Raw genomic sequence first — 24,747 nt, forward strand, 5'->3', positions numbered from 1 at the left:
CCGGCTCTCCGTCCCGGCCCGGTCCGCCGGCGCCGGTCCCCGACCCCCCTTTCCGTGGTGAACCACGCCGTACTGAGGGAGATTGATGTCTGAGAGCCTTTCTGACGCGATGCGCGACGACGCGGCGTCCCGGGTCGTACTGACCGGGTTCGGCGTGTTCTCCAGCATCGGCGTGGGTGCCGATGAATTCGCCGAGGGCCTGCGCGCCGGTCGCAGCGGCGCGAAGCCGATCACCGTGTTCGACACCGAGGGTTTCGCGCACGCCAACGGGTGCGAGATCACCGGGGCCGAGCCGGAACGCTGGATCCACAACCTGCCCGTCGAGACCCTGGGCCGGGCGACGCAGTTCTCGGTCGCCGCGGCCCGGATGGCCGTCGAGGCCGCCGGTGTCGACCTCGATTCGCTGCGCACCAAGCGCGGCATGATTTCCATCGGGACCACCGACGGGGAGTCCTACGACCTCGACCAGCTGGTCGAGACCGAGGTCAACTCCGGTCCCGAGGCCATGGAGCCGCTCGCCGCCCGCCGGGTGTCGCCGAACCGGCTGTCCATCGCCGCCGCCCAGGAACTCGGGCTGTCCAACGTCGACGCGGTGACCATCGCCACCGCCTGCTCGGCCGGCAACTACGCGATCGGCCAGGGCTTCGACGCCATCCGTTCCGGCGCGGTCGACTACGCGCTCTGCGGCGGCGCCGACGCGATGTGCCGCAAGACCTTCACCGGCTTCTACCGGCTCGGCACCATCGCCCCCGACGTCTGCCGCCCGTTCGACTCCGAGCGCAAGGGCATCCTGACCGGTGAGGGCGCCGGCGTGCTGATGCTGGAGAGCCTCGCCTCCGCGCGGGCCCGCGGGGCGCGCATCTACGCCGAGGTGCTCGGCTACGGCATGAACTGCGACGCGTACCACCAGGTCGCCCCCAACCAGGCGAGCGTCGCCCGGTGCATGGAGATCGCCCTGGAGAACGCCGGTGTGAAGGCGCAGGAGGTCGACCTGATCTCCGCCCACGGCACCGGCACCAAGGCCAACGACGTCACCGAGTCGCGGGCGATCCACGACGTGTACGGCGACACCCCGCCGCGCACCGTCTCGCTGAAGTCGATGCTCGGCCACACGATGGGCGCGGCCAGCGCGCTCGCCGCGATCGCCTGTGCCCTGTCGGCCTACCACGGCTTCATCCCCCCGACCATCAACCACCGCGAGACCGATCCCGAGTGCGAGATCGACTGCGTGCCCAACCAGTCCGTCGAGGCGGACCTGCGCATCGTGCAGAACAACGGGCTCGCCTTCGGCGGCAACAACGCGATCGTGATCCTCGGCAAGTACCAGGACGGTGAGCGGTGAGGCTGCCCATCACCGGAGTCGGCGCGGTCGCGAGCATCGGCCGGGACGCGGACGAGATCTTCGAGAGCCTGTGTGCCGGACGCGGCGGGCTCGGCCCGATGCGCGGTTTCGACCACGACCTGTACAACGGGACCCGGCTGTTCGAGATCGACGACCGGCCGGAGTCGGGCAAGGACCGCACCCTGCGGGCGACCGGCTTCCTCCTGGAGGCCGTCGGCCAGGCCGCCGAGGCGGCGGGGCTCGGCGACGACCTGTCGGACTACCCGGTGCTCGTGGGCACCGGACTGCGCGAGCTGCGGTCGGCCGAGCTGTGGTGGCGCGACGGCGTGCCCTTCGGCGCCGAGCAGCTGCACTTCGGCACCGCGCTGCGGGAGCGGTTCGGCACGGCCGACACGCACACTTTCTCCAACGCGTGCTCCGCCTCCCTGTACACACTGGCGCTGGGCGCGGACATGCTGGCGCTCGGCGAGGCGGACGCCGTGATCGTCGCGGGCGTCGACTCGATCACCGAGAGCATGTTCGGCCTGGCCGACCGGGTCCAGCCGGAACCGCCCCCCGCCCTGCGGACGCTGGACGTCAACCGCAAGGGCACGATCCTGGGCGACGGCGCCGCCGCCGTCGTGCTGCGCCGCGAGGACCTCCCGTGGTCCGGCGGCCGACTGTGGGGCAGGCTGCGCGGAGTCGGGATGACCTGCGACGCCAAGCACCCCACCGCCCCCGACCAGGAGCAGGTCGCCGAGGCGATCCGGCAGGCGCACCGGCACGCGGGCACCCGGCCGGCCGACATCGACCTGCTGATGCTGCACGGCACCGGCACCCCGCTCAACGACCTGGTCGAGGCATCGGCCTACGTCGAGGTCTTCGGCGAGGACGCGGGCGTCCCGGTGGTGACCGGCATCAAGCCGATGACCGGACACACCAGCGGCTCGGCCGGTCTGCTGAGTCTCGTCGTCGCCCTGCAGACGATGGCGACGGGCAAGGTTCCGCCGCTGGTCGGGCTGGAGGAGCCGATCGAGCAGGCCGCCGGCCTCCGGCTGGTCCGCGACGAGGAGGCCAAGCACCAGGTCTCGCTCGCACAGGTACACGGATTCGGGTTCGGCGGGATCAACGCCGTGGCGATTGTCGAGGCACCATGAGGATCTTCATCACCGGCGTAGGCGTCGCCCTTCCGGGTGCCGACTCCACGGCCGCCCTGGCGGCGGCCCGGCAGCCCGGGGACGCGGTCGAACCGGCCGCCGTCCTGGGGAAGAAGGGGCTGCGCTACAAGGACCGCGCCACCCAGCTCGGGCTGGTGGCCGGACAGCGGGTGCTGACCGACGCGGGGCTGCTGAGCGACGGCGAACTGACCACCGACAGCACCCGGGTGGCGGTTCTGGTCAGCTCCAACCTGGGCAACGTGGACACGGTCTGCCGGGTGGCGAAGACCATCGCGGACGAGGGCACCCGCGGGCTGAGCCCGATGGACACCCCGAACGCGTCCAGCAACATCATCGCCTCCGAGATCGCGATCAGGTTCAAGCTGCACGGCCCCAACCTGATGGTGTGCAACGGGCCGACCTCCGGCCTCGACGCGGTGCGCTGGGGCGCGGCCCTGCTGCGCTCGGGCCGCGCCGACCAGGCGGTCGTGGTCGGTGTGGAGCCGGACAACGAGATCGTGCGCGAGCTCGTGGGCGGCCCGGTCGCCGACGGCGGCGCGGCACTGGTGCTGGAGCGTGCCGACGTGGCCGAGGCGCGCGGCGCCACGGTCCACGCGGAGCTCGGCGGCCACGCCCGCGGAGCGCGCGTGGCCGACAACTTCGCGCGGCTCGCCGCCGGTGAACCCGACTCCCTCGTCGGCTGGTTCGCCCCGGGCGACGCGGCCGGCTCGCTGCCGTCCGGGCTGCCCGGTCACGATCTCGCCGCGACCTGGGGCGAGTTGTCCGGAGCGCTCGGTGTCGTGCAGTGCGCGGCGGCGATCGGCGGCTTCGGTTCCCGTACCGGGGGACCGGTGTTCCTGGTCGCGGGCAGCGACGACGACGACGGCAGCGCGGCACTGGTGCTGCGCCCGCCCGCCCCGACGGCCTCCGAGCCGGTCGCGGTCTGAAGGAAACCATCGGCTTCTGGTGCCCTCCCGGGCGGACCGTGCCGGTCACGGCACCCGTACCCCTCCCGGCACCAGCACACTGAGCAGGACGGAATGTGACCATGACCCTTTCGGCGAGCGCGTCTGCGACCCTGAACAGGCCGGTGATCACCGCGTGGTCCGCGGTGTCGCCCCACGGCATCGGCAAGGACGAGTTCGTGACCGGCATTCTGGCCGGCAAGGACACGTCGTCCCGGCTGGACGCCGAGGAGTGGGCCGCCCCGGACAGCCGCGCCTGTCTGGTACCCGGCTTCTCCCTGCGCGAGGTCCTCGGCAAGAAGGGCACCCGGTCGATGGACCGGGTGACCGGACTGGCCGTCACCGCCGTCCGTGACCTGCTGCGGGACTGCGAGGGCCGGCGCAGGGGCGGCGACGAGGAGACCGCCCTGGTGCTGGGCACGACCACCGGCAGCGCGCAGAGCATGATGGACTTCACCCGCGCCTCGCTGGTCGGCGAGCGCCCGTTCTACGTGGACCCCTCGCTGATGCCCAACGCGGTGATGAACTGCGCCGCCGGGCAGTGCGCGATCTGGCACAAGCTGAAGGGGCCGAACACCACCATCGCCGGCGGCCGGATCGCCGGGCTGTCCGCGCTGAGCTACGCGGGCGGGCTGCTCGGCTCCGGCCGCGCCGAGACGGTGCTGTGCGGTGCCGTCGAGGAGTTCTCGAACGCGCGGGCGTGGCTGGACCACCACCGGCGGCGCGAGGACGCGGCCGGCGCGATGCTCGGCGAGGGCTGCGCCATGTTCATGGTCGAGTCCGCGTCCGTGGCCGGACAGAACGGCCCGGCCCTGGCCGAGGTGCTGGCCGTGGAGTCCCGGGTGTTCTTCGGCACCGAACTGAGCCCGGTGCTCGACGCCTGCGTCGACGGCGTCCTGAAGCGGAGCGAGGTCAACACCGAGGACGTGTGGGCGGTCTCGGCCTCCGAACTGGCGGGCTGCGTCGGCGAGCAGGAGCGCGAGGTGCTCACCGCCCGCTTCGGCGCACGGGCACTGGACCGGGCCCCGTCCCTGGCCGGCATCGGGGACACCTCGGGAGCCTCCGCGGCGTTCCAGGTCGGGTCCCTGCTGAGCCTCGCCGGACAGGGCGAGGCGCCCGCGGGCAGCATCGCCCTCGTCTCCTCGGTGGACGACGACGGCATCGTCGCCTGTGCCGTACTGCGCCTGCTCGCCAACTGACCGAGCAATCCACGGAAGACAGGAAAGAAGAACATGTCAATCGACGCGGTGGCCCGGCTCGATCGGGAAGAGCTGCGGGCGTTGCTCGCCGAGACCATCGACACCGATGTGACCGAGGTGGGCGACGACACGGACTTCGTGGACGAGCTCGGGGTCGACTCGCTGATGGCCCTGGAGGTCGTCGTGGTGCTGGAGCGGAAGTACGGCATCAAGTTCGCCGAGGACGAGATGCGTTCGGTACGGACGCTGGGCAGCGCCTACGACGAGGTCCTCCGCAAGCTGCGGGAGCGTTCGTGATCAGTCCGGTCCTGGCCGGCCGGCGGGTGGTGCGGGAACCGGGTCCCGACGCGAGCACGGGCAAGTGGTCGGCCCGGTTCTCGGTGGAGATCACCGAGGACGAACCGGTCTTCGCCGGGCACTACCCGCACTTCCCGATCTTCCCCGGCGTCTGCGTGCTGGAGTGCGTGCGCGGCGCCGCGGAGTCCGCACCGCCGCCCGGGGCCGACCGACCGGAACTGGCCGCCGTGGAGTCCAGCCGGTTCCTGTCCGCGGTCCGCCCCGGCGACGTGCTGGAGATCGACCTGACCTGGGTGCCGCGCGGCACCGACTGGCGCTGCAACGCGAAGGTGGAGACCGCCCGCGGCCAGGCCGCGTCGGTCCGCCTCCGCTACCGGAACGGGGCGACGGCATGATCACTTCCGCCGGAATCCGCACCATGCTGCCGCATCGCTACCCGATGCTGCTGGTCGACCGGGTCCTGTCCACCGGCGCCGACGACATCCGCTCGGTCAAGGCCGTCACGCTCAACGAACCGTGGTACGCCCGGCTCGGTCCGCAGCCCTCGGAGGCGGACTTCGCCTATCCGCAGTTCCTGCTGGTCGAGTCCTGGACCCAGACCGCGGGCCTGCTGGCCACCCGGCTGGCCGGCGGGCCGGACCCCGACCAGACCATGCTGTTCGGCTCCATGCGGGACGTCGAGTTCCACCGGCAGGTGTTCCCCGGCGAGGTGGTCGAGCACCACGTCCGGCTGCAGCGCGCGGTGAACGACACGGTGATCTTCGAAGGGAGCAGCCGGGTCGGTGACGAGCCGGTGCTGACCATCGGCGCGATCACGGTGGCCTTCCGCCCCGAGGAACAGCTCGACCCCGAACCCGCCGGAGCAGCGTCCGCCTGACCGGCAGTCAACCAGGAGAAATGCCATGACAGAGAAGCGAGTGCCGGTCGCCCTGGTGAGCGGGGGATCGCGAGGGATCGGCCGGGCCGTCGTACTGCGGCTCGCGGCCGATGGATACGACGTCAGTTTCTGCTACCAGTCCAACGAGCAGGCCGCGCTGGAGCTGGAGAAGGAGGCGACCGAACTCGGCGGACGCGCACTGGCCGTACGGGCCGACGTGACCGACGCCGCCTCGGTCAAGGACTGGGTCGCCCGGACGGAGTCCGACCTCGGCCCCGTCGACGTGGCGGTCTGCTCCGCGGGCATCACCCGCGACAACCCGCTGCTGCTCATGTCCGACGAGGACTGGCACGGCGTCCTGGACACCAACCTCGACGGTGTCTACCACGTCTGCCGCGCGGTCATCTTCGAGATGATGAAGCGCAAGTCCGGCACCATCATCAACGTGTCCTCCGTCGCCGGCGTATACGGCAACGCGACGCAGTCCAACTACTCCGCCTCCAAGGCGGGGATCATCGGGTTCTCCAAGGCGCTCGCCAAGGAGGTCGGCAGGTACAACATCCGGGCCAACGTGGTGGCTCCGGGGTTCATCGAGACCGACATGACGGCCGAACTCTCCGACAAGGTCAAGAAGGACGCGGCGAAGCAGATCGCCCTGCGCCGCTTCGGCCGGGCGGAGGAGGTCGCCGACCTCGTCGCCTACCTGGCGAGCGACCGGGCCGGCTACATCACCGGCTCGGTGTTCCAGATCGACGGCGGCATCACCATCTGATAGCCGGTCGAGCACGAGCCGGAGGGCCGTACCGACGCGGCCGGTGCCCTGCGCGGACCCGAACGCGCGCAGGACACCGGGCCCCTCGTCGTTGCGGCCCGTCCGGCTGGAACGAAGGTTTTCCAGGAAGTCCCTTCCGACATGTTGTGAGGCGGATTTCCGCAACCTGCAGCGCGCCGGTACCGACGGTCGCGCACTTTTACTATGGCCACCCGGCGCCGGTGGCCATTTCGAGCCCGCAACCGAACCGGGGCCTGCCACCGGGCCACGGGAGACAGCAACGGAGGCCAAGCACGTGGCCAAGCCCATGATTGAGGCAATCGACGTAAAAAGGTCGTTCGGTGACGTCGCGGCACTGGGCGGGGTGAACCTCTCGGTTCCCGAGGGTTCGATCCACGGTCTGCTCGGCCACAACGGCGCCGGCAAGACCACCCTGGTGCACATTCTGTCCACGCTGCTGCCGCCGACCAGTGGTTCCGCGCGGATCTCCGGGTTCGACGTGGTCGCCGACCCGAAGGAAGTCCGCCGTTGCATCGGGCTGACCGGCCAGTTCGCCTCCGTCGACGAGCAGCTCAACGGACGGGAGAACCTGGCCCTGGTCGCCCGCCTGCTGGGCGCGAGCAGGCGGCAGGCGCTGGCCCACGCCGATGAACTCCTGGAGATGTTCGAGCTGACGGACGCGGCGACGCGCCCCGTGCTCCAGTACTCGGGCGGCATGCGCAGGCGGCTGGACATCGCGGCGAGCCTCGTCGGCGGCCCCCGGGTGATCTTCCTCGACGAACCGACCACCGGACTGGACCCGAACTCCCGGATCGGTGTGTGGGAGACCATCGAGCGCCTGGCCAAGGACGGCACGACCGTGCTGCTCACCACCCAGTACCTCGAAGAGGCCGACCGGCTCTGCGAGCAGATCACCGTGCTGTCCAAGGGAAGCGTGATCGCGGAGGGCAGCCCCACCGAGCTCAAGTCCGAGGTCGGCCAGCGGATGGTGACCGTGACCCTGGCGTCGGAGTCCGACGTCCGCACCGCGGTGAAGGCCCTGGAGGCCGCCGGCATCCGGGCGACCCCGCAGGAGTCGGGGACGGCGGTGACCGCCCCCGTGGCCGCCGCCGCCGACCTCGCGGTCGTCGTGCGCATCCTGAGCGACGCCGACACCGAGATCGCCGAACTCGCTTTCACCGAGCCGACCCTGGACGACGTCTACCTGACGCTGACCCACGAGGCCACCAGGAAGCCGGTGTCCGCGTGACCGTCCCGATCACTCTCACCGAAGAAGGAGCGTCCCGATGACGGTCATCGACGCCGAGACAACCCCCCGACCGACGGCGCCCACCCGGGGGAACGCGGCCGAACAGTGGGGCGGCAGCAGCCTGTTCACCCAGACCATCGCGCTCACCGGCCGCTCCATACGGCCGTATCTGCAGCCCGGCGTGCTCATCGTGACGTTCATCGAGCCGCTGGTCATGCTGCTGATGTTCGGCGGTGTGCTGAAGGTGCTCGGCGAGTCGGAGACGCCCCAGAACGGCCTCTCCTACATCGCCGGCCTGGCCCCCGCGATCATGATGATCACCTCGGTCGCCGCAGGCGCCCAGGCGGGCAACGGTCTCATCAACGACCTGCGCAACGACGTGATCACCCGGTTCCACACGATGCCGATCTCCCGGTTCAGCGTGCTGCTGGCCAGGAGCCTCGCGGACGCCGCACGGGCGCTCTACCAGCTGATCGCCGTCGCCGTACTGGCCGCGCTGATCTTCGACTTCGACCCGCCCGGCGGCGTCCTCGGCACGGCCGGATCGATCTTCCTGAGCCTGTTCGTCGGCTGGTCCATGAGCTGGATCTTCATCGCGCTGGCCGCCGTGCTGCGCAACGGCGACGTGCTCCGCATGATCACCACGCTGTGCACCTTCCCGCTGCTGTTCGCCTCCAACGCGTTCGTCGACCCGAAGTCGATGCCGGTCTGGCTGCGAGTGGTCGCCGAGGCGAACCCGATCTCCTACGCCAACGACGCGATGCGCGGCATGGTGGCCGGGCAGACCTCGCTCACGGAACTGCTCACCACCGTGGGTGTCTCCTGCGTCCTGGTGGCGGTCTGCGCCCCCATCGCGAACCGCTCCTTCCGGGTGCTGTGACCTTCGGCTACGGAGACTTACGACTGGTTCTCACCGGCCCCGGCCGGGAGGCGAGACACCTCGCCTCCCGGCCGTTTCGCGTGCTCATCCCCTGCCCCGGGTGATCGAGAAGACCACCCGGAGCACCAGAATGCAGCTGATCACCAGCATGTTGTAGCCGATCAGCTGGCTGAGGGAGACGGAGCCGATGATCGTCGGTTTGCTGTCGATGCTCAGCAGTACGGCACCGACCAGCGCGATGATGCCGCCGATGAACGACAGCAGCACGTCATGGACGAGACCGCGCAGGAAGCGCCGGTCGCGTTCGTCCGCGAGCAGCCGGATCTGCACGCCCAGTCGGCCGCCCTCCAGGGCGCTGCTGATCCGGTCCACCCGTCGGGGCAGTCGGCGCATCACGGACGTGAGCGAGATCGCCTCCTCCACCAGCGAGTCCTTGATCCGCCGGTAGCTCATCTGCTCCTGGACCCGGGAGGCGGCGAACGCCCGCGCCTGCGCGACGATGTCGAAGTCCGGCACCAGCCGCTCGACGGTCCCCTCCACGGTGGCCAGCGCCCGGAAGGTCGCCGCGATCTCCGGGGGGACGGTCAGGTCGTGCCGGGCGACGAGCAGGAACAGCTCGGAGAAGATCTCCCGGTTCGGCTTGCTGCCGGCGCCCAGGTACCGCGCCATGAACCTCCCCAACGACCGCTCCAGCATGCGCTCGTCGATCTGCTCCGGACGGTCGACGACCTCCAGCAGCGCGTCGCTGAGCGCCGTCGGGTCGTTGCGGTGGATGGCGAGCAGCAGGTCGCGCAGCGCGGAGCGCATCGTCCGGTCCAGTCGGCCCACCGAACCGAAGTCGAGCAGCCCCAGCTCGCCGGTGCTCAGCAGCAGTACGTTCCCCGGGTGCGGGTCGGCGTGGAACACCCCGCCGAGCATGATCTGTTCGAGGACGCACTCCATCAACTGCCGGGCGAGCGCCGCGCCGTCCAGGTCGCGTTCGGCCAGTGCGTCGCCGATGGAGGTGAGCGGGACCCCGTCCAGCCACTCCAGGGTCAGCACCCGCCCGGTGCTGTACTCCTCGTACACCCGCGGCATCCGCAGGGTGCTGGTGGCGCCCGGTTCCGCGGCGCCCGCGGCGATGGCGGCCATGTTGCGGGCCTCGGTCCGGAAGTCCAGCTCCTCGTGGAGCGAGACGGCGAAGCCGTTGATCAGGTCGCACAGGCCCAGGCTCTGCGCCCAGCTCGTGTGCTCCTCCAGCTTGCGGCCGATCCGGAGCAGTATGTCCAGGTCGCGTTCGACGACGAGTTCGGCGCCGGGGCGCTGGACCTTCACCGCGATCTCCTGGCCCTTCGCCAGCCGGGCCCGGTGCACCTGGGCCATCGACCCCGCGGCCAGCGGTTCCCGGTCGAAGTCGGCGAAGACCGTCTCCGGGTCGATGTTCAGTTCCTGGACCAGCACTTCCCGCACCCGTTCCCACGGTTCGGCCGTCGCCTGGTGGTGGAGCTTGGAGAACTCCTCGATGTACTCGGCGGGGAGGAGGTCGTAGCGGGTGGACAGCATCTGGCCCAGCTTCACGAACGTAGCACCGGCCTCCTCCAGCGCCACCCGCAGCTGCCGTGCGGAATGCCGGCGGCCCTCGGTGCTTCCCTTCGAACCGGCTCGGGCGAGACTGCGCAGGGACGGCGAGAGGCCGTTGCGCATGGCTATGGCGCTGAGTTCCGCGTAACGCCGGGTACGCGCCACCCGGCGGCGCATCATGCCGGGCAGCCGGACGAGGTCGGACAGCACACTGCTGGGCAGCAGGACCTCGGAGACGGCGAGGAACAGCATGGTGACCAGAACGCCGCAGCCCACCTGCACGGAGGTCATCGCGGGCCGGTGGCTGCTCGGCCCCATGACCGCGATGATCTGCATCGTCGCCAGAACACCGACGGTTCCCCCGATCGCGGCCCGGATCTTACCGATTCTTATGCCGAGCAAGCGCCTGGCGCCCATGGAGAGGCCGACCAGCGTGAACACGAAGAGGATCGGTATGAGGAACAGGAACGCTGTGTGCTGCATGGGCTGTGCCTTCCCGGACCGGAGTCCGCGTGCGGGTACGGGGTCCTTGCGCCGCCGGCGGGCCGGGGCCGCCGGGTTCCGCCGGTGCGCAGTTCTCCTGGCTGTCGGTCATTGTCCGCGGCACCGGCCTCCGTTCGCCGGTCGGTCCCGCGGGGAACCGCGGTCGCGGGCGGAGCGGCATACCCGCAAGAACGTGCAGGCCGTGTTGTACGGGAGTCCGACCGGTGTCACATTCTGTTGTGTCGTCTCCCTGGGGCAGGCCGTGCCCGGGGCGGTACCGGTGCCGGTTTCGTGAAGGCTTCGGTCATCCGCGGTCCGCAACGGGCGGGAGCAAGAACTATGTCACTTCCGGCCTCCGCGGTCGCCGTTCGGTGACCGGCCCGCGGAAGAGGGGCGGCGCCGGCGCGGCCCGGCGCCGGGGCGGGGGAAACCGGGCGGACGGGGCGAAGGAGCGGGCCGGCGCCCGGAGGAGGACACGGGGCGCCCGCGGTCCCGTTCGGAACCGGCGAAAACAGGGGAGCTGCGGTGCCTTGTCCGCAAAGGCATCCGCCCTTCCGGGAAGGCAGGAAACGCCCCTCGGCAGATGGCCTGTTGTTCCACCTACCCGGCCATGAGGTCGGAGAAACTTGTACGGCCATGGCACCAAGCTGTCGAAACCGGCCCGCTGACACGGTGAGCCCCCTGGACGCGGCCTAAGTTGACCACAACAGAGCAGGCGGAGGTTCGTCCGCCAGCAGGAAACTGCCGAGAGGTCGATGTGGCGGACACGGGGATCGGTTTGGACGCGCGCTCGGAGCTCCTCTACCGGAGACTGCTCCAGCGAGGGACGTGGCGGACGCAGGAACTGGCGCAGGCCCTGGAGTGGCCTGCGGACCAGGTGATGCAGACGCTGGACGCACTGAGGACCGAGGGGCTCGCCAGTGGCACGGGGGAGGAAGGGGACACCTTCCGCGCCGTCGAGCCGTGCATAGCCCTGCCGGCGCTGCTGGCCTCCCGGATGCGCGAGGGGCGCACGCCGCAGCCCTGCCCGGTCCAGATCGGCAGGTTCATCGCCCTGCACGAGCAGTCGGAGCGCCTCGGTGACGCCGGCTCCGGCGAGAACCGGAACGACGTCTCCGTCACGATCGAGCGCATGGTCGCCAAGGTCGAGCGCGAGGTCATGTTCCTCGTGCCCGGCTACAGCGAGGGCGGTTTCGAGTTCTCCCGCCCCGTCGTGGACATGGTGCTGCGACGCGGTGCGCGGTTCCGGTCCGTATGGGCGTCCTCGGTGCTCCAGACCCCGGCCGCCATGGCACACGCCCAGTGGCTGACGCAGGAGGGCGCGGCGCTGCGCTCGGTGGGCACGGTTCCGCCGCGCGCGATGATCCTGGACAACGCTGTCGCGGTGGTCGTGGACGAGGCCGAAGGGGTGCGCGTCGTGCGGTCCCCCGCAGAGCTGGAGCGGCTGTGCGCCATCGCCGAGCGGTTCTGGGACCGCGGGGCGACCGTCCGGCAGACGGGCCGGCAGCCCGTCGCCGCGACGCGCAGGCCCCGGTCGGAGGTCGTCCTGCGGCTGCTGGCCGAAGGCTTCACCGACGACGCGATCGCCCGTCGGCTGGGGTGCAGCGTCCGCACCGTGCGCAACGACGTGGCGTCCGCCATGACGGCACTTGACGCGCGTAGCAGGTTCCAGGCCGGGGCCCGCGCCATGCAGGTCGGCCTCATCTGAACAACCGGTGTCCCGCGCCGGGAACACGCCCCGGCCGGAGGCCGCCGACGGGATCCTCGGACGTTCCGCCGTCCGTCCCCGGCCGGTCTCTCCCCGCGCGGGGCACCGGTGGGTGCCGCGGGCGCGCGACGGCGCGGAGACGCGCCGTCGCGCCCGGCGGCCGTCCCCTTCCCCGCCCGGCCGATGGATGCCACCGGCTCCCTGCCCCCTCCCGCGCCCCGTTCCCACGCCCCGTTCCCACGCCCCGTGCCGGCTTCGTCGCGGGGCGCCTTCTGCCCCGGATCGGTGTCTCTTTGTGTAATTCCGTATCCGTTGCGTGAAGGTCAGGCGTAGGCTCGGGCATATGCGTACTGCGGATTCCTGGGGATCTTTGGAGACGTGCATGCCGTTCGAGGGAGGGACGCGATGTTGGGGAGGGGCGCGATGAGCGACAGCAGTGCGGCGCTCCCGTGGCTGGTGATACGGCAGGACGACAACGGCAACCGCTACCGCGTCGGCAGGTATGCCACGCAGGGCGAGGCCCAGCAGATGGCCGACAGGCTCGACGAGCACGGACACAAGCAGCTCTACTGGGTGGAGCGGGTGGGCCAGAGCGCCCGGCCGTAGACCGTCCCGCCGAACCGCCGCCGCCCCACGGGTGGCGGCGGTTCGACGTCCCGCCCCGGCGCGGGTGTTGTGTTCCGGCGCGCGGCCGGTCACGCGGCGACGGGTTCGCCCGCCGGCCGCACCACCCCGCACCCCGTCCGTGCGTTGTGCCCCCTTAAGGTCCTGTCCGCCAGGTAATGCACGAGCGAAGGCGGAATGATGTCGGGCCTGATCGACACGGTGGCATGGGTGCGGGTGGAGAACGGCAGGATTCTCTGCGCGCGTTCGCGGGGGAAGGACGCCTTCTACATCCCCGGTGGGAAGCGGGAGGGGCAGGAGACCGACCTGGAGACCCTGCTCCGCGAGGTCGAGGAGGAGTTGGCCGTGACCATCCTCCCGGCCACGGTGTCGCACCTGGGGACGTACGAGGCGCAGGCGCACGGCCAGCCGGACGGTGTGATGGTGCGCATGAGCTGCTACGTCGGCGACTACCGCGGGACGCTGGCCGTCAGCAACGAGATCGAGGAGATGGCCTGGTTCTCCTACGCGGACCGGCCCCTCGTCCCGCCGGTCGACCAGCTTCTCTTCGACGACCTCAAGGCGTCGGGCGCGCTGGTCTGAGCCGTCCCGGCCGTCGCCGCCCGCGTGGATCCGGACCGGGGCCGGATCCACGCCCCTTCCGCGGTGTTGCGAATCCGGATGTCGGACGCATGTCAATTGCGTGTGCCGTATAGATTTCCGGCGCCCCGGAAGAGGCGGCCGGGCGAATTTCTTGAACGTAGGTGCATTAATCGCGGCGCGGGGCGGAGAAGCACCGGGTCAATCATCCCCGTGAACGGTGACAGCAGTCGTCGCCGAGGTGTTTTTCTGCCGTACTTCCACGGAACGCGGTATTGCGTAACCCGTTATCGAGGACGCCGGGACGCGGCGGGGCCGCGCCATTGGTCGAGACCCCGAAAAATGCATGCCTCCGGGGTAAGTTGAGCCTTGTTCATTGGTTGGGATCCGGGGAAATTGAAAACGGAACTGCTGGCAGATGGCGAAGCCGCACGGTCATGAGGACGTGCGAAGGTACCGCCACGGTTGCAACCCACTCCCCGGGGGTGGCGAGGTCGCTCACGGTCCAGGACCCGGGGGCCCCCTCGACGCCCGCCGTCACCGTCGCGGGGCCGGGGGCGCCGGGACGGGTCTCGACGGCGGTCAGGTCCCCCGCGATACCGGTGCCGACGGCCTTCAGGACCGCTTCCTTCCGGGTCCAGCAGCGCAGGAAGGCCCGGTGGCGGGCCCGGCCCGGCGGGAAGGAGCGGACGTGGCGCCGCTCGGCGGGGGTGAGGGCGATCCGCCCCAGTTCCTCGGTGTCCATCTCCCGCACGCCCTCCACGTCGACCCCGACCGGGACCTGGGCGATCGCGAACAGGCAGTAGCCCTCGGAGTGCGAGAGGCTGATCCGGAAAGGGGTCCGGGGGCGGTCGACGACCGGCGGGCCGTGTCGGCGGTCGCCGCATTCCGGGCAAGTGGCCCGCCCAAACCTGATCTCGTGCGGACTGACCTGAAGTAGTCGGGACAATATGCTCCGCGCTCCCGCCCGGCCGGCGGCGAACTGGGCGGCCTGAAGGGGGTGGGCGATACGGCTCAGGCGCTCGCGCTCGGCGGCGTCGAGCAGGGTGAGGGCATCAGGATCGGGCCATTTGTTCGCGACGCGCCACCCGTGTACGAGGGCTTCGGACACGGCGGGGGCGAGAGGCTCGTTCACGGGCCGAGCCTAGGTCGTGTACCGGTCCTGTGAGGGAACGGTGGCCTCTATGGGACAGTTGTGAACGCGGTGTGTAGTCTTCTGCATGCATACCGCAGCGTAAGTGGAATGCAAGTCATGCGATTTCGGGCCCCGGGTGCAGCTTGCTGACATTTTCGGGGGGAGGGGTCTTGAGGTGGCCGGAGAAGGGGGATGGTGCGGACCCTCTCGGTCCGCTTGGACTGGACCGCCGTTGACTGGTTCATGCCTGGCGATCTAATGTCGGGTCAAGTTGATCGTGGCGTATATGTGTTGCTCGGGTTTGCGTTAATTGGCTTCTGATTCAACCTTATATGGGTTGAAGGCTCTTCCTCGAGGCGGATTAAAATCTGGCGAGGTCAACTGCCATCCCGGGACAGCGCAGTAGGGGACGGGTGGCCGAAAATGAGTACGGTGGCGGATGCTCCGGAGGGCCTGGAATGCGCGGATAATGTCGAGCGGGCACTCCTGCAGGCCCGCGCTCTGATCGAGTCCTCGGTGTCCTTGCACCGTCAGAGACCCGGTGGTGCCTCGCTGGTGGTGCGGGCCGACGACCGGTCGATCGGTGAGGCGATCAGACAGCTGATGGCGGGTGCGCGCTACTCGGCCCACGTGGCCGTGACGGGAGGCCGGGCCCACTCGGTCGCCGTCTGCTCCGCGCTCGCGGCCTCCGTCGCGGACCTGCCGTCGGCGGACCGGGGCGGCCGGAGCCGGCTCGCCGTCCGGCTACTGGCCGCGGGCGGCGCACTGCACATGTCGCCGAACTTCTGCGAGGCGTTCGGAGAGACGAATCTTGAGATCCGCATCACGAAGGGCGAGCTGCGCGAGGCGCTGATCGTCGACGGCCGCACCGCTCTTGTGCAGTCGGGGGCCGAGTCGGGGACCAGGCACGCCGCGATCATCACCGATCCGGCGGCCGTCGGCGCGCTCGACCTGCTCTTCGCCGGGACGTGGACGAGCGCCCGCCCCCTCGCCGACGAACTCCGCCTGGACCGCAGCCTGCGCACCACTCTCGCGCGCCGGATCCTGGAGAAGCTCCGCGAGGGACACACCGACGATGTAGCCGCACGCGAGATAGACGTGTCCTTGCGCACGTACCGTCGACACGTCGCGGAGATCATGCGTGAACTCGGAGCGAACTCCCGCTTCCAGGCGGGCGTGCGCGCTGTGGAACTGGGGCTGCTGGAACGGTGCTGAAGCACCGTGTGACGCAGTGACTCCTGAATGCTGAATCAATCGGGGGCAACGGGGATGAGCAGGACATCGGAGACGTGGCCGATACAGGCCGGGAACAGAGCGAAGGAGCAGGAACGGGACGAGGCGGGAAGAGAGCGGCCCGTACCGGGGCACGAGATACCCGGAGCGGGACCGGGCAGAGTCCCGGGGAGCGAACCGCACGCCGACGCCATAGAGCGGGCCCTGCTGGAGGTCCGGGCGATGATCGAGATGACGGTCGAGCAGCACCGGGACCGCGTCTCGTGGGATCAGCTGATCACCGCCGTGGACGACAACAGGGAAGCGATCGTCGCCGAGGCGCGCAAGTTGGTGCACCAGACGCGCACGAGCATCGACGTGGTGCTGGCCGCGGGGCCGAGTTGCGGCGCCGAATCCAAACGCGCGCTGCACGAACTGCTCCGCGCGGTGCCGGAGGCGGTCCGGATCCGGCTGTTGTGCACACCGGTCATGATCGACGAGGACTTCGTCCGGGCCCAGCGTGCCCGGGAACAGCCGGCCGAGGTCCGGGTGGCGCGGGTACCTCCCCTCCAGGGACTCATCGTCGACGGGACGGTCGGGCTGGTCGCGGCCGAGTCGCCCACCGGTCGCAGGGCTTCGCTCATTCGTGTCCCCGATGTCATCCGCACGCTCAACACTCTCTATGAGGGGATCTGGCGCAACGCCGTTCCCGCCGACGGGCACATTGCCTTCGGGGACCACTCGCGCGCCGAACTCGCGCGGCAGATCCTGGGAGCGCTGCGGGCCGGCGTGACCGACGAGGTGGCCGCGCGCGAACTCACGGTCTCCGTGCGCACCTACCGCCGGTACGTCGCCGAGATCATGTCGCTGCTCGGGGCCAGCTCCCGGTTCCAGGCCGGTGTGCGAGCGGCGGAACTGGGATTACTCGGTTCCATCGACACGCCCTAGTACGCCTCCCGGCAGGTCTTGCCGGACACGGCACCGGTGTCACTCCCGGCGGGCTCCGGCCCGTCGGGCAGACATTGCGGGCACGACAACAGTGCCCCTTCCGGCGGGCTTTCCCCGCCGGTCACGGCCCGGAACCCGGCCGGCCACGCGGCGCGTGCCCTTCGGTGCGTGTCGTGCGGCCGGCCGTCCTGCCCGTGCGCGGGGAGCGCCGTCCGGCGTCGTACGGCGGGTGCTGCCGTGCCGGCGCCCACGCGCAAGCGACGCGCGGTGACGCCTATGTGCTGGCAGCTTCCTGTAGTTCCCGTTGTCGGAGCGGAACCCCGGCATTAGAACAGGCTTGTTGATTCGGATCCGCCCCATGCCGCGGACCGTTTGATGTACCGCCGACGCGAGGTGCGAAGAAGGATGAAGTCCGGCATCGACAGTGGATGGTTCCGCAGATACGAAGCGGTGGCCCCACGCAGGCGGGTGCTGATCCTGCCGCACGCGGGGGGCTCCGCCGCGTACTTCCACCTCTGGGGACAGAAGTTCGGCCGGGACACCGAGGTGCTCGTGGCCCACTACCCCGGACGCCACGTCCGGATCGCCGAACCCTTCATGCTCCGGATGGAGGAACTGGCGGACGCGGTCACCGAGGCCCTGCTGCCCCACCTGGACCTGCCGCTGTCACTCTTCGGCCACAGCATGGGCGCCTCGCTGGCCTACGAGGTGGCGCTCCGGCTCGAAGCACGGCACTCGGTGCGCCTCGACGGACTCCACGTGTCGAGCCGGAAGGCACCGCACCGTCTCACCCCCACCTCGCTGTACCGGGAGGACGACGACGCGCTGGTCGCCGAGGTCCGAAGGCTCGGCGGCACGGAGGGGGTCCCGCTGGACGACCCGGAGCTGCGCGCCCTGGTGCTGCCCGCGATCCGCGCCGACTTCACGGTCGTGGGCACCTACGGGCCGCGGTCCGTCGTCCCGGTGGGCTGCCCGGTCCACGGCTACATCGGCGACCGGGACCCCTCGATCACCGAGACCGAGATGTCGGCCTGGGCCGACGTCGCGCCCCACGGGTACACCCAACAGGTGTTCCCCGGCGGGCACTTCTACCTCGTCGAGCAGCGTGACGCGCTGATCCGGGCCGTCAGCACATCTCCGGCCGGTGCGCGGTGACCATGTACCTGTCCCAGTCGTCCCCGCCCCCCGCGCTGTCCTCGCCCCTGGACCACGACAGCGGCGTCGCCGTCCTGGACAAGGCATCGTTGTTGCTGAGTGTGTTGGAGGACGGTCCCGCCTCGGTGCCGCGGATCGTGCGGCTCACCGGTCTGACCCGGCCCACCGCGTACCGGCTGGCACTGGCGCTGCAGCGGCTGCGCCTGGTGACACGTGACGGACGGGGCCGCTTCCTGCTGGGGCCCCGGCTGCGGGAGATGGCGGTCGTGGAGCACGGCGACCGCATGCTGTCGCTGGCCGGTTCCGTACTGCTGGGACTGCGCGACCGGACCGGGGCCAGCGCCCGGCTCTACCGCCGGTGCGACGACCGCCTGCTGTGCGTGGCCGCCGCGGAGTCCCTGACGATGCCGACGGACACGGTGCCGGTGGGCACGGCCTTCCCGATGCGCTCCGGATCGGTCGCCCAGGTGCTGCTGGCCTGGGAGGACCCGGACGTGCTGTACCGGGGGCTCGTGGGCGCCCGTTTCACCGCCACCGTGCTCGCCGGGGTGCGCCGCCGGGGCTGGGCGCAGAGCTTCGGGGAACGGAGCCAGGGCTTCGCCGAGCTGACCGCCCCGGTGCGCGGGCCGGGCGGCCGGGTCGTCGCCGCGCTCTGTCTGTCCGGCCCGGTCGGGCTGATCACCGAGGAGCCGGCCCGGGAGTACGGCAGCGCGGTCATCGACGCGGCGCTGCGCCTCGGCGAGGCGTCGGACACGTGATTCCTGCCTCTTGCGGGCGGGTGGTCTGCTGAATGAGTCTCGGACAAGGCACTGGATCCGAGCTGGAGTTCAGGATTCTGGGGCCCACCGAGATGTGGGCATCGGGGGTACGCGTACCGCTGACCGCCGCCAAGCAGCGCACGGTCCTCGCGGCCCTCCTCATCTCGCCCGGCCGGTACGTCTCCGACCTGTGGCTCAGCGAACTGCTGTGGGACGCCGCGCCCCCCGCCACCCGGTCGGCCCAGCTCTACACGTACATCTCGCGGCTGCGCCGGATCTGCGGACCCGGGCTGCGACTGGTGCGCAAGCACCGGGGATACCACCTGGTGCTGGGCGACGCCTGGTTCGACTGGGAGGTGTTCCGGCAACTCGCCGAGCAGGGGCGCGAGGACCTGCTGAACAACCGCTACGCGGAGGCCTCCGCCTGCCTGGGGACGGCGCTGGAACTGTGGAGCGGCCCCGCGCTGTCGGACGTGACCGAGTTCCTGGCCCGTGCCGAACTCCCCGCCCTGGAGGAGTCCCGGCTGACCGTGGTCGAGAACCGCATCGAGGCCGAACTCGAACTGGGGCGGCACAGCCGGGTGTTGCCCGAACTGACCCGGCTGGTGGCGGAGCACCCCACCAGGGAGTCGTTGCGCGGGCACCTGATGGCCGCCCTGTACCGCTGCGGCCGGCAGATGGACGCGCTGCGGGTGTACGAGCAGGGCCGCCAGGTCCTCCAGCAGGAACTGGGGGTGGACCCGGGCCCGTCGCTGCGCGAACTGCACCGGGCGGTACTGCTGGAGGAGCTGGCCGCGCCCGCCGCCGCCGAATCGCTCACGGTCGCCAGCAACACGGCACCGAGCCCCTGGACCGGACTGGTACCGGCCATGCTGCCGATGGACACCACCGACTTCGTCGGGCGCGGCGCCGAACTGACCGAAGTACTGGAGGGGTTGCGCGGTTCCGGCAGCTCCCACCGCGGTGTCGTGCTGACCGGTGCGGCCGGGGCCGGGAAGTCCGTCCTGGCCGTGCGCGCCGGACACGCCTGCCGGGACGACTTCCGGCAGGGGCAGCTCTACATCGACCTGCGCCGGGAGGACGGCAGCGCCAAGAACCCGCTGGACGTGCTGGGTTCGTTCCTGCGGGCGCTGATCCCGGTACGGGGCGACCTGCCCGAGACCCTGGACGAGCGGGCCCAGCTGTACCGCAGTGTGCTGGCGCGGCGCCGGGTCCTGGTCGTGCTCGACAACGCGGTGGACGACCGGCAGGTGCGACCGCTGCTGGCCAGCGGCGAGAGCTGCCGGATGCTGATCACCAGCCGCAGCGCGATGGCCTCGCTGGAGGGGGTGCGGGCGGTACCGGTCGGGCGGCTCGACGACGCGGCGGCCCGGCAGCTGATCGTGTCGGTCGTCGGCCCGGACCGGCTCGACGCCGAACCCGAGGCGGCCCGGCGCCTGGTGGAGCTGTGCGACGGCCTGCCCCTGGCCCTGCGGATCTGCGCGGCCCGGCTCGCGGCCCGGCCGCAGTGGCCGGTGGCCCGGCTGGTGGCCCGGCTGGACCCGGGTCAGGGGGGTCACGACGAGTGGTCCGAGGGCAGCCTCGACCTGCGGGCCGCGCTCCGCACGAGCATCCTCCAGCTCGAACCGAGCCTGCGCCCGGTGCTGCGCGCACTGGCCGGCGCGGAACCCGGTTTCTTCACCGCGGAACAGGCGGCGAAACGCCTGCAGTGGTCCGAGGAGCGGACCCAGACGGCGCTGGACGCGCTGGTGGAGGCGTGGCTGCTGGAGATCGACGCCGGACGGGGGCCGGGGGCGTACTGCGAGTACCGCTGCTCCCCCCTGGTCAGACTGCTCGCCCGCTGAGCGCGACGATCCGGAGCGGGGCCGGGGCCGGTGACCCGGGGCGGTGACCGGGCGGCGGGGCGGTGACCGGGGGCGGCGGGGCGCCGCCGCTCCGTCGTCCTGCCCGCGGGCCGCCCCTGGGCCCTTGCCCCCTGCGGTGCACCGCGTCCGACGCCGCGCGAAGCCCCGCGTCCGCGGCCCGAGTCCGCCGCCGCTCGACGCCCCCGCGCCGAATCCGCCGGGAATCCCGGGCAGCCCTTCGAGCGCCGGGCGGGCCGTGGCCGCGAGCCGTCCGGCGCTCGAAGGGCGCGGCCTCGGCTATCCCTCGGTCTTGGGCGGCAGGGCGCTGTGCATGCCGTCGATGAACGCGGCGAGCAGACTGGCCCAGCGCATGCCCTGGTCGTCGGCGAGGGAACGGTCCCCCAGAACCGTGGCGCGCTCGGCGAGCCACGGCTCCAGGCAGGAGGTGTTCACCGCTCTTGCGTACATTTGTGCGTCGGCCCAGTCCGGGTCCTCCCGTCGAGGCCGGGCCGGGCTTTCCCCCTCGGCCACCATCGTCGGATCCGGTGCCGTGTCATGACTCATGGTCCCCTCCTTCTCGGGCCGGTTCCCCCGCAAGGCTGAGGACAAGGATTGGCGAGATATCTATCCCTCCTCTATATTCCTGGCCCCTGAATCGCATGGAGTGATCACCCAGTGGTCGCCTCGCAGCTTCCTGTAGGAGGCATTGCCGCAGTAGGCAGGGGCGGATTCGATGAGCGTCGGGTGAAGCGCTTTCCCCTCGCGCTGGAGCCGCACCCGCCGGTGGTCGCCCCCTTCGAGAGCCACCGGGGCACGGGGGTCCGGAGCTTTTTCGGCAGGTCCGGGCCCTCCGGCCGATTCGCCCCGCCCCGCGGCGGGCTGCCCGGCGAGGGGCCGGATGTCTCACCGGCCGGGGCGCACCAGCCGGTGCTCGTAGGCAAAGATCACCACGTGCACCCGGTCGCGCAGGCCGAGTTTCGACAGCAGCCGGCCGACATGGGTCTTCACCGTGCCCTCGGAGAGGAACAGCTCCTTCGCGACAGCCGCGTTGGAGGCGCCGCGGGCGATCAGCAGCAGCACCTCGCGCTCGCGGTCGGTGAGCGCGGCCAGCGGATCGGGGCCGGACACCGGCGTCGGCAGGTCCGGCGCCACCTCGGCCAGCAGCCGCCGGGTGGTGGTCGGGGAGATCACCGCGTCGCCGCGGTGCACGGTACGGATCGCGGACAGCAGGTCCTCGGCGGGCGCGTCCTTGACCAGGAAGCCGCTCGCCCCGGCCTGCAACGCCGCGAAGGCGTGCTCGTCGACGTCGAACGTGGTCAGCACGACGACCTTCGGCGGGTCGGGCCTCCGCAGCAGCCGCCGGGTCGCCTCCACCCCGTCCATCCGGGGCATCCGCACATCCATCAGCACGACGTCGGCGGCGGTGACCTCCAGCAGCTCCAGGGCCTGCGCACCGTCCCCGGCCTCGCCGACGACCGTCATGTCGTCCTGCGCCTCGACGACCATGACGAACCCGGCCCGCACCATCGCCTGGTCGTCGACGAAGAAGACCCGGATCGTCATGCGGCCCCCTGCTCCTTCCCGGCGAGCGGGGCCCGGCAGGGCAGCCGGGCGCTCACCAGGAAACCTCCTCCCGGCGCCGCACCCGTGGTGACGGAGCCGCCGGCGACGGCCATCCGCTCCCGCATCCCGACCAGCCCGTGGCCCGCCCCGTCGCCGGGGCCGGGACCGCGCCCGTTGTCGCGCACCTCGATCTCCACCCTGCCGTCCGACCACTGGAACCGTATCCCGCAACGGACTTCGGCACCCGCGTGTTTCAGGGTGTTCGTCAGGGCTTCCTGCACCAGCCGGTACGCGGCCAGCTCGGCGGCGGGGCCGAGCCGGCCGGGCACACCGGTCTCGGTGAAGTCGACGGGCAGGCCCGATTCCCGCACCCGGTCCAGCAGTTCGGGCAGACGGGAGAGATCGGGCTGCGGCCCAAAACCGTCGTCGCCCTCGCCGCCGCGCAGTACGCCCAGCAGCCCGCGCAGATCCGTCAGGGCCTGGCGTCCCGCCTCCTCGACGGTGCGGAGCACCTCCACCGCGCGTTCCGGCCGGGCGCGTGCCGCGTACCGGCCGCCCTGCGCCTGGCTGACGACGACGGAGAGGGAGTGCGCGACGAGATCGTGCATCTCCCGGGCGATCCTGGCGCGTTCGTCCAGCGCGGCCCGGTGGGCCCGCTCCTCGCGCTCGGCCTCCGCGCGGGCCGCCCGGTGCTCCAGCTCGCCGACGTAGGCCAGTTGGACGCGGCGGAACAGGCCGAGGCTGAAGGCCACCAGCACGATCGCCAGGAGGAAACCGGCCAGGAACGCGGGCGGCAGCTGCAGCCGCGCGGACAGGGCGGCCCGCAGCGCGACCGCGCCCGAGCCCGCCATGCCCACCGCAAGCGCCACCTGCGGGGCCCGCCGGCCGCCGTGCGCGCAGTACGCGAACAGCGACAGGGGAAAGGCGAGCAGCGAGGGCAGCAGCGGGAGACCGCCGGGCAGCACGGTGGCCTGCGCCGCGCAGGCCACGCTCGTCACCACGAAGGACCGGGCGGGCGCGGAGCGCCGCCAGGCCCCCGCCGCGTGGCCGACGACCACCGCGGGGGCGAGCAGGAAGGTCCACATCCCCGGCAGGGCCAGCCACAGCAGCAGCAGCGTCCAGCCACCGACGGGAACGGCGACGGCCAGGGTGATCAGTACGTCCGACCGGGCCGGGCGGCGGGCCGGGGACATCACGCGCCGCACAGTCGGCACCCGGCCCGGCTGCGGCGCCGGTACGCGCGGGTGGCGCCGAGCAGCGCGAGCCCGAACAGGGCCCAGCCGCCGTACACCACCAGGATCACCCAGGAGTTCGCGCTGCCGGGGTCGAAGGGCAGGTCCGGGCCGCCGAGCAGATGGTTGACCGAGGCGAACACCGGGATCAGCCCCTGGAGCAGCAGGGCCGCCGACAGGCCCCAGCCGCACAGGAGGAGCAGCATGCGGGGCACCCGGCGACGGGCCGGGAACGGCCCCCGGGGCGGACGGACGCGGCCCCACGGGCCCACCAGGGCCAGGGACAGCGCCCCGCCCCCGACCAGCAGCACGGTCTCCATGACCGGGAATCCCTCGGTGTAGTGGCCGGGACGGCCGATACCGCCCCCCGCCCACCAGTAGTACTTCACGGCCGGGTAGACGAAGGCCAGCCCGAACGCCGTGTACCCGAGCCGGGCCGCCGGCCGGTCCCGCTCGCCGGGGCGCAGCCCGCACAGCTCGCAGCCCTCCCCGGTGCGGCGCTGGAAGGCGAGGACGGAACGGGCCAGCAGCAGCGTCGCGGCGAGGGCGACGGCACGGGTCAGGAAGCCCGGCAGGTCCACGGTCGCGAAGTCCCCGGCGGGAATCCCGGTGACCCGGAAGAACGAGCGGAACGCGTCGAAGACGATGCCGACGGACGACCACAGCAGCAGGACGCAGGCGGTCCAGCCGAGGAACAGCAGAGCCGGGCGGGCGCCCCGGCCGGGATGCTCCGCGGTGGTGGCGAGCGCCGTGACGAGGGAGGCCACCGCACCCGCCCAGGCGGCCCACGACGGCACGATGCCCAGCGAGCCGATGTAGTCCGCCGCGCCCGGCAGATGCGGCTCCGCGGCCTTCGCCGCGAGCACCCCCGCAGCCGCCGTCGGCACCGGCCACAGCCGGGCGCGCCGGAGGACGGCGGTTTCGGGAACCGCCCCCGCGGCCGGTGGAACGACGCCCTCGGGCATCCCGTACTCCTCTCCCAGTGGTTGCGCGACCGGACTCTGCGGAGCATGCGGTCGTGAACCACCCTGGCGGTCGTGCCCCGGCCGCCGCGTCTGTCCCGGGTCCTGCGCGGATGCGACCTTCGGACGACGGGTGGCCCCCTCGGGGAGGAGGTGGCAGCAAGTTGCCATGTGCCGTCGGTGCGTGTGCCTTTGTCGCCTCGGGACGGGGAGGTTTGGCAGGAAGGTGACACCGGTGGCGTCAAGTGGCCTTCTGTGTTGCCCGGT

The 24,747-nt window shown here is 71.4% G+C and carries 24 protein-coding genes; 18 read left to right on the forward strand and 6 right to left on the reverse strand.

The features are described from left to right. The first annotated feature begins 85 nt into the window (after positions 1–85). From ACWCXX_RS24255 to ACWCXX_RS24300, 10 genes are all read left to right on the forward strand, one after another. Positions 86–1,342 (forward strand): beta-ketoacyl-[acyl-carrier-protein] synthase family protein, encoded by a 1,257-nt coding sequence (locus tag ACWCXX_RS24255; protein ID WP_451130532.1) that lies wholly within the window; start codon positions 86–88, stop codon positions 1,340–1,342. Then, positions 1,339–2,478, forward strand: a complete 1,140-nt coding sequence (locus ACWCXX_RS24260; RefSeq protein WP_451130534.1) for a beta-ketoacyl-[acyl-carrier-protein] synthase family protein — start codon at positions 1,339–1,341, stop codon at positions 2,476–2,478. The genes ACWCXX_RS24255 and ACWCXX_RS24260 overlap by 4 nt, the downstream gene beginning before the upstream one ends. After that, a complete protein-coding gene (locus ACWCXX_RS24265) occupies positions 2,475–3,425 on the forward strand; it encodes a beta-ketoacyl synthase N-terminal-like domain-containing protein (RefSeq protein ID WP_451130536.1) in 951 nt (316 codons plus the stop codon). Before ACWCXX_RS24260 ends, ACWCXX_RS24265 begins: the two co-directional genes overlap by 4 nt. A 101-nt stretch (positions 3,426–3,526) precedes the next feature. Next, the gene (locus ACWCXX_RS24270) at positions 3,527–4,642 is read left to right on the forward strand and encodes a beta-ketoacyl synthase N-terminal-like domain-containing protein (RefSeq protein ID WP_451130653.1); all 1,116 of its coding nucleotides are present in this window, start codon (positions 3,527–3,529) and stop codon (positions 4,640–4,642) included. Positions 4,643–4,675: 33 nt separating this feature from the next. Then, entirely contained in the window at positions 4,676–4,939 is a 264-nt protein-coding gene (locus tag ACWCXX_RS24275; protein ID WP_356935148.1) for an acyl carrier protein, read from the forward strand. Continuing rightward, on the forward strand, positions 4,936–5,334 hold the full coding sequence (locus tag ACWCXX_RS24280; RefSeq protein ID WP_451130538.1) for a 3-hydroxyacyl-ACP dehydratase FabZ family protein: 399 nt from the start codon (positions 4,936–4,938) through the stop codon (positions 5,332–5,334). The genes ACWCXX_RS24275 and ACWCXX_RS24280 overlap by 4 nt, the downstream gene beginning before the upstream one ends. Then, positions 5,331–5,816, forward strand: coding sequence for a 3-hydroxyacyl-ACP dehydratase FabZ family protein (locus tag ACWCXX_RS24285; protein WP_451130540.1), 486 nt, complete (start codon positions 5,331–5,333; stop codon positions 5,814–5,816). The genes ACWCXX_RS24280 and ACWCXX_RS24285 overlap by 4 nt, the downstream gene beginning before the upstream one ends. 25 nt (positions 5,817–5,841) lie before the next feature. Further along, on the forward strand, positions 5,842–6,588 hold the full coding sequence (gene fabG / locus ACWCXX_RS24290) for a 3-oxoacyl-[acyl-carrier-protein] reductase (RefSeq protein WP_451130542.1): 747 nt from the start codon (positions 5,842–5,844) through the stop codon (positions 6,586–6,588). A gap of 307 nt (positions 6,589–6,895) precedes the next feature. Next, the gene (locus ACWCXX_RS24295; protein ID WP_451130655.1) at positions 6,896–7,837 is read left to right on the forward strand and encodes an ATP-binding cassette domain-containing protein; all 942 of its coding nucleotides are present in this window, start codon (positions 6,896–6,898) and stop codon (positions 7,835–7,837) included. A gap of 37 nt (positions 7,838–7,874) precedes the next feature. After that, complete coding sequence (locus ACWCXX_RS24300) at positions 7,875–8,717, forward strand: ABC transporter permease (protein WP_451130544.1); 843 nt, start codon at positions 7,875–7,877, stop codon at positions 8,715–8,717. A gap of 84 nt (positions 8,718–8,801) precedes the next feature. Here the strand turns inward: ACWCXX_RS24300 and ACWCXX_RS24305 are convergent, their stop codons facing one another. Further along, the gene (locus ACWCXX_RS24305) at positions 8,802–10,760 is read right to left on the reverse strand and encodes an ABC1 kinase family protein (RefSeq protein ID WP_451130546.1); all 1,959 of its coding nucleotides are present in this window, start codon (positions 10,758–10,760) and stop codon (positions 8,802–8,804) included. Positions 10,761–11,538: 778 nt separating this feature from the next. On the opposite strand from ACWCXX_RS24305, the gene ACWCXX_RS24310 reads away from it, so the two are divergent. From ACWCXX_RS24310 to ACWCXX_RS24320, 3 genes are all read left to right on the forward strand, one after another. Further along, positions 11,539–12,468, forward strand: coding sequence for a helix-turn-helix domain-containing protein (locus ACWCXX_RS24310; RefSeq protein WP_451130548.1), 930 nt, complete (start codon positions 11,539–11,541; stop codon positions 12,466–12,468). Positions 12,469–12,891: 423 nt separating this feature from the next. Continuing rightward, on the forward strand, positions 12,892–13,074 hold the full coding sequence (locus tag ACWCXX_RS24315) for an SPOR domain-containing protein (protein ID WP_451130550.1): 183 nt from the start codon (positions 12,892–12,894) through the stop codon (positions 13,072–13,074). Between the two features lie 195 nt (positions 13,075–13,269). Next, entirely contained in the window at positions 13,270–13,674 is a 405-nt protein-coding gene (locus ACWCXX_RS24320; protein WP_451130552.1) for an NUDIX hydrolase, read from the forward strand. A gap of 370 nt (positions 13,675–14,044) precedes the next feature. Here the strand turns inward: ACWCXX_RS24320 and ACWCXX_RS24325 are convergent, their stop codons facing one another. Further along, positions 14,045–14,806 (reverse strand): 4'-phosphopantetheinyl transferase family protein, encoded by a 762-nt coding sequence (locus ACWCXX_RS24325; protein ID WP_451130554.1) that lies wholly within the window; start codon positions 14,804–14,806, stop codon positions 14,045–14,047. A gap of 423 nt (positions 14,807–15,229) precedes the next feature. Here ACWCXX_RS24325 and ACWCXX_RS24330 point away from each other — a divergent pair, with 423 nt between their 5' ends. From ACWCXX_RS24330 to ACWCXX_RS24350, 5 genes are all read left to right on the forward strand, one after another. After that, positions 15,230–16,021: a hypothetical protein gene (locus ACWCXX_RS24330; protein ID WP_451130556.1), complete on the forward strand. Its 792-nt coding sequence runs from the start codon at positions 15,230–15,232 to the stop codon at positions 16,019–16,021. Positions 16,022–16,075: 54 nt separating this feature from the next. After that, positions 16,076–16,966: a LuxR family transcriptional regulator gene (locus ACWCXX_RS24335; RefSeq protein WP_451130558.1), complete on the forward strand. Its 891-nt coding sequence runs from the start codon at positions 16,076–16,078 to the stop codon at positions 16,964–16,966. 405 nt (positions 16,967–17,371) lie between these two features. Further along, positions 17,372–18,121, forward strand: coding sequence for a thioesterase II family protein (locus ACWCXX_RS24340; RefSeq protein WP_451130560.1), 750 nt, complete (start codon positions 17,372–17,374; stop codon positions 18,119–18,121). A 47-nt stretch (positions 18,122–18,168) separates the two neighbouring features. Continuing rightward, entirely contained in the window at positions 18,169–18,879 is a 711-nt protein-coding gene (locus ACWCXX_RS24345; RefSeq protein ID WP_451130657.1) for an IclR family transcriptional regulator, read from the forward strand. A 32-nt stretch (positions 18,880–18,911) separates the two neighbouring features. Then, positions 18,912–20,723 (forward strand): BTAD domain-containing putative transcriptional regulator, encoded by a 1,812-nt coding sequence (locus tag ACWCXX_RS24350; protein ID WP_451130562.1) that lies wholly within the window; start codon positions 18,912–18,914, stop codon positions 20,721–20,723. A gap of 297 nt (positions 20,724–21,020) precedes the next feature. On the opposite strand, the gene ACWCXX_RS24355 is transcribed toward ACWCXX_RS24350, so the two are convergent. The 4 genes from ACWCXX_RS24355 to ACWCXX_RS24370 all read right to left on the reverse strand — a co-directional run bounded on the left by ACWCXX_RS24355 (position 21,021) and on the right by ACWCXX_RS24370 (position 24,483). Continuing rightward, positions 21,021–21,287, reverse strand: coding sequence for a hypothetical protein (locus tag ACWCXX_RS24355; RefSeq protein ID WP_451130564.1), 267 nt, complete (start codon positions 21,285–21,287; stop codon positions 21,021–21,023). A 339-nt stretch (positions 21,288–21,626) separates the two neighbouring features. Next, on the reverse strand, positions 21,627–22,286 hold the full coding sequence (locus ACWCXX_RS24360) for a response regulator (RefSeq protein ID WP_451130565.1): 660 nt from the start codon (positions 22,284–22,286) through the stop codon (positions 21,627–21,629). Continuing rightward, a complete protein-coding gene (locus ACWCXX_RS24365; protein WP_451130659.1) occupies positions 22,283–23,479 on the reverse strand; it encodes a sensor histidine kinase in 1,197 nt (398 codons plus the stop codon). The genes ACWCXX_RS24360 and ACWCXX_RS24365 overlap by 4 nt, the downstream gene beginning before the upstream one ends. Beyond that, on the reverse strand, positions 23,479–24,483 hold the full coding sequence (locus ACWCXX_RS24370) for a hypothetical protein (RefSeq protein WP_451130567.1): 1,005 nt from the start codon (positions 24,481–24,483) through the stop codon (positions 23,479–23,481). The genes ACWCXX_RS24365 and ACWCXX_RS24370 overlap by 1 nt, the downstream gene beginning before the upstream one ends. Positions 24,484–24,747: the final 264 nt, after the last annotated feature.

Source organism: Streptomyces sp. NPDC001732 (assembly GCF_053596315.1).

Excerpts from the sequence above, each read along its gene's own strand:
- ACWCXX_RS24255 (WP_451130532.1), top strand. The coding sequence starts at position 86 with ATGTCTGAGAGCCTTTCTGACGCGATGCGCGACGACGCGGCGTCCCGG.
- ACWCXX_RS24265 (WP_451130536.1), top strand. The coding sequence starts at position 2,475 with ATGAGGATCTTCATCACCGGCGTAGGCGTCGCCCTTCCGGGTGCCGAC.
- ACWCXX_RS24270 (WP_451130653.1), top strand. The coding sequence starts at position 3,527 with ATGACCCTTTCGGCGAGCGCGTCTGCGACCCTGAACAGGCCGGTGATC.
- ACWCXX_RS24275 (WP_356935148.1), top strand. The coding sequence starts at position 4,676 with ATGTCAATCGACGCGGTGGCCCGGCTCGATCGGGAAGAGCTGCGGGCG.
- ACWCXX_RS24285 (WP_451130540.1), top strand. The coding sequence starts at position 5,331 with ATGATCACTTCCGCCGGAATCCGCACCATGCTGCCGCATCGCTACCCG.
- fabG (WP_451130542.1), top strand. The coding sequence starts at position 5,842 with ATGACAGAGAAGCGAGTGCCGGTCGCCCTGGTGAGCGGGGGATCGCGA.
- ACWCXX_RS24295 (WP_451130655.1), top strand. The coding sequence starts at position 6,896 with ATGATTGAGGCAATCGACGTAAAAAGGTCGTTCGGTGACGTCGCGGCA.
- ACWCXX_RS24300 (WP_451130544.1), top strand. The coding sequence starts at position 7,875 with ATGACGGTCATCGACGCCGAGACAACCCCCCGACCGACGGCGCCCACC.
- ACWCXX_RS24305 (WP_451130546.1), bottom strand. The coding sequence starts at position 10,760 with ATGCAGCACACAGCGTTCCTGTTCCTCATACCGATCCTCTTCGTGTTC.
- ACWCXX_RS24315 (WP_451130550.1), top strand. The coding sequence starts at position 12,892 with ATGAGCGACAGCAGTGCGGCGCTCCCGTGGCTGGTGATACGGCAGGAC.
- ACWCXX_RS24320 (WP_451130552.1), top strand. The coding sequence starts at position 13,270 with ATGATGTCGGGCCTGATCGACACGGTGGCATGGGTGCGGGTGGAGAAC.
- ACWCXX_RS24330 (WP_451130556.1), top strand. The coding sequence starts at position 15,230 with ATGAGTACGGTGGCGGATGCTCCGGAGGGCCTGGAATGCGCGGATAAT.
- ACWCXX_RS24335 (WP_451130558.1), top strand. The coding sequence starts at position 16,076 with ATGAGCAGGACATCGGAGACGTGGCCGATACAGGCCGGGAACAGAGCG.
- ACWCXX_RS24340 (WP_451130560.1), top strand. The coding sequence starts at position 17,372 with ATGAAGTCCGGCATCGACAGTGGATGGTTCCGCAGATACGAAGCGGTG.
- ACWCXX_RS24350 (WP_451130562.1), top strand. The coding sequence starts at position 18,912 with ATGAGTCTCGGACAAGGCACTGGATCCGAGCTGGAGTTCAGGATTCTG.
- ACWCXX_RS24355 (WP_451130564.1), bottom strand. The coding sequence starts at position 21,287 with ATGAGTCATGACACGGCACCGGATCCGACGATGGTGGCCGAGGGGGAA.
- ACWCXX_RS24360 (WP_451130565.1), bottom strand. The coding sequence starts at position 22,286 with ATGACGATCCGGGTCTTCTTCGTCGACGACCAGGCGATGGTGCGGGCC.
- ACWCXX_RS24365 (WP_451130659.1), bottom strand. The coding sequence starts at position 23,479 with ATGTCCCCGGCCCGCCGCCCGGCCCGGTCGGACGTACTGATCACCCTG.
- ACWCXX_RS24370 (WP_451130567.1), bottom strand. The coding sequence starts at position 24,483 with ATGCCCGAGGGCGTCGTTCCACCGGCCGCGGGGGCGGTTCCCGAAACC.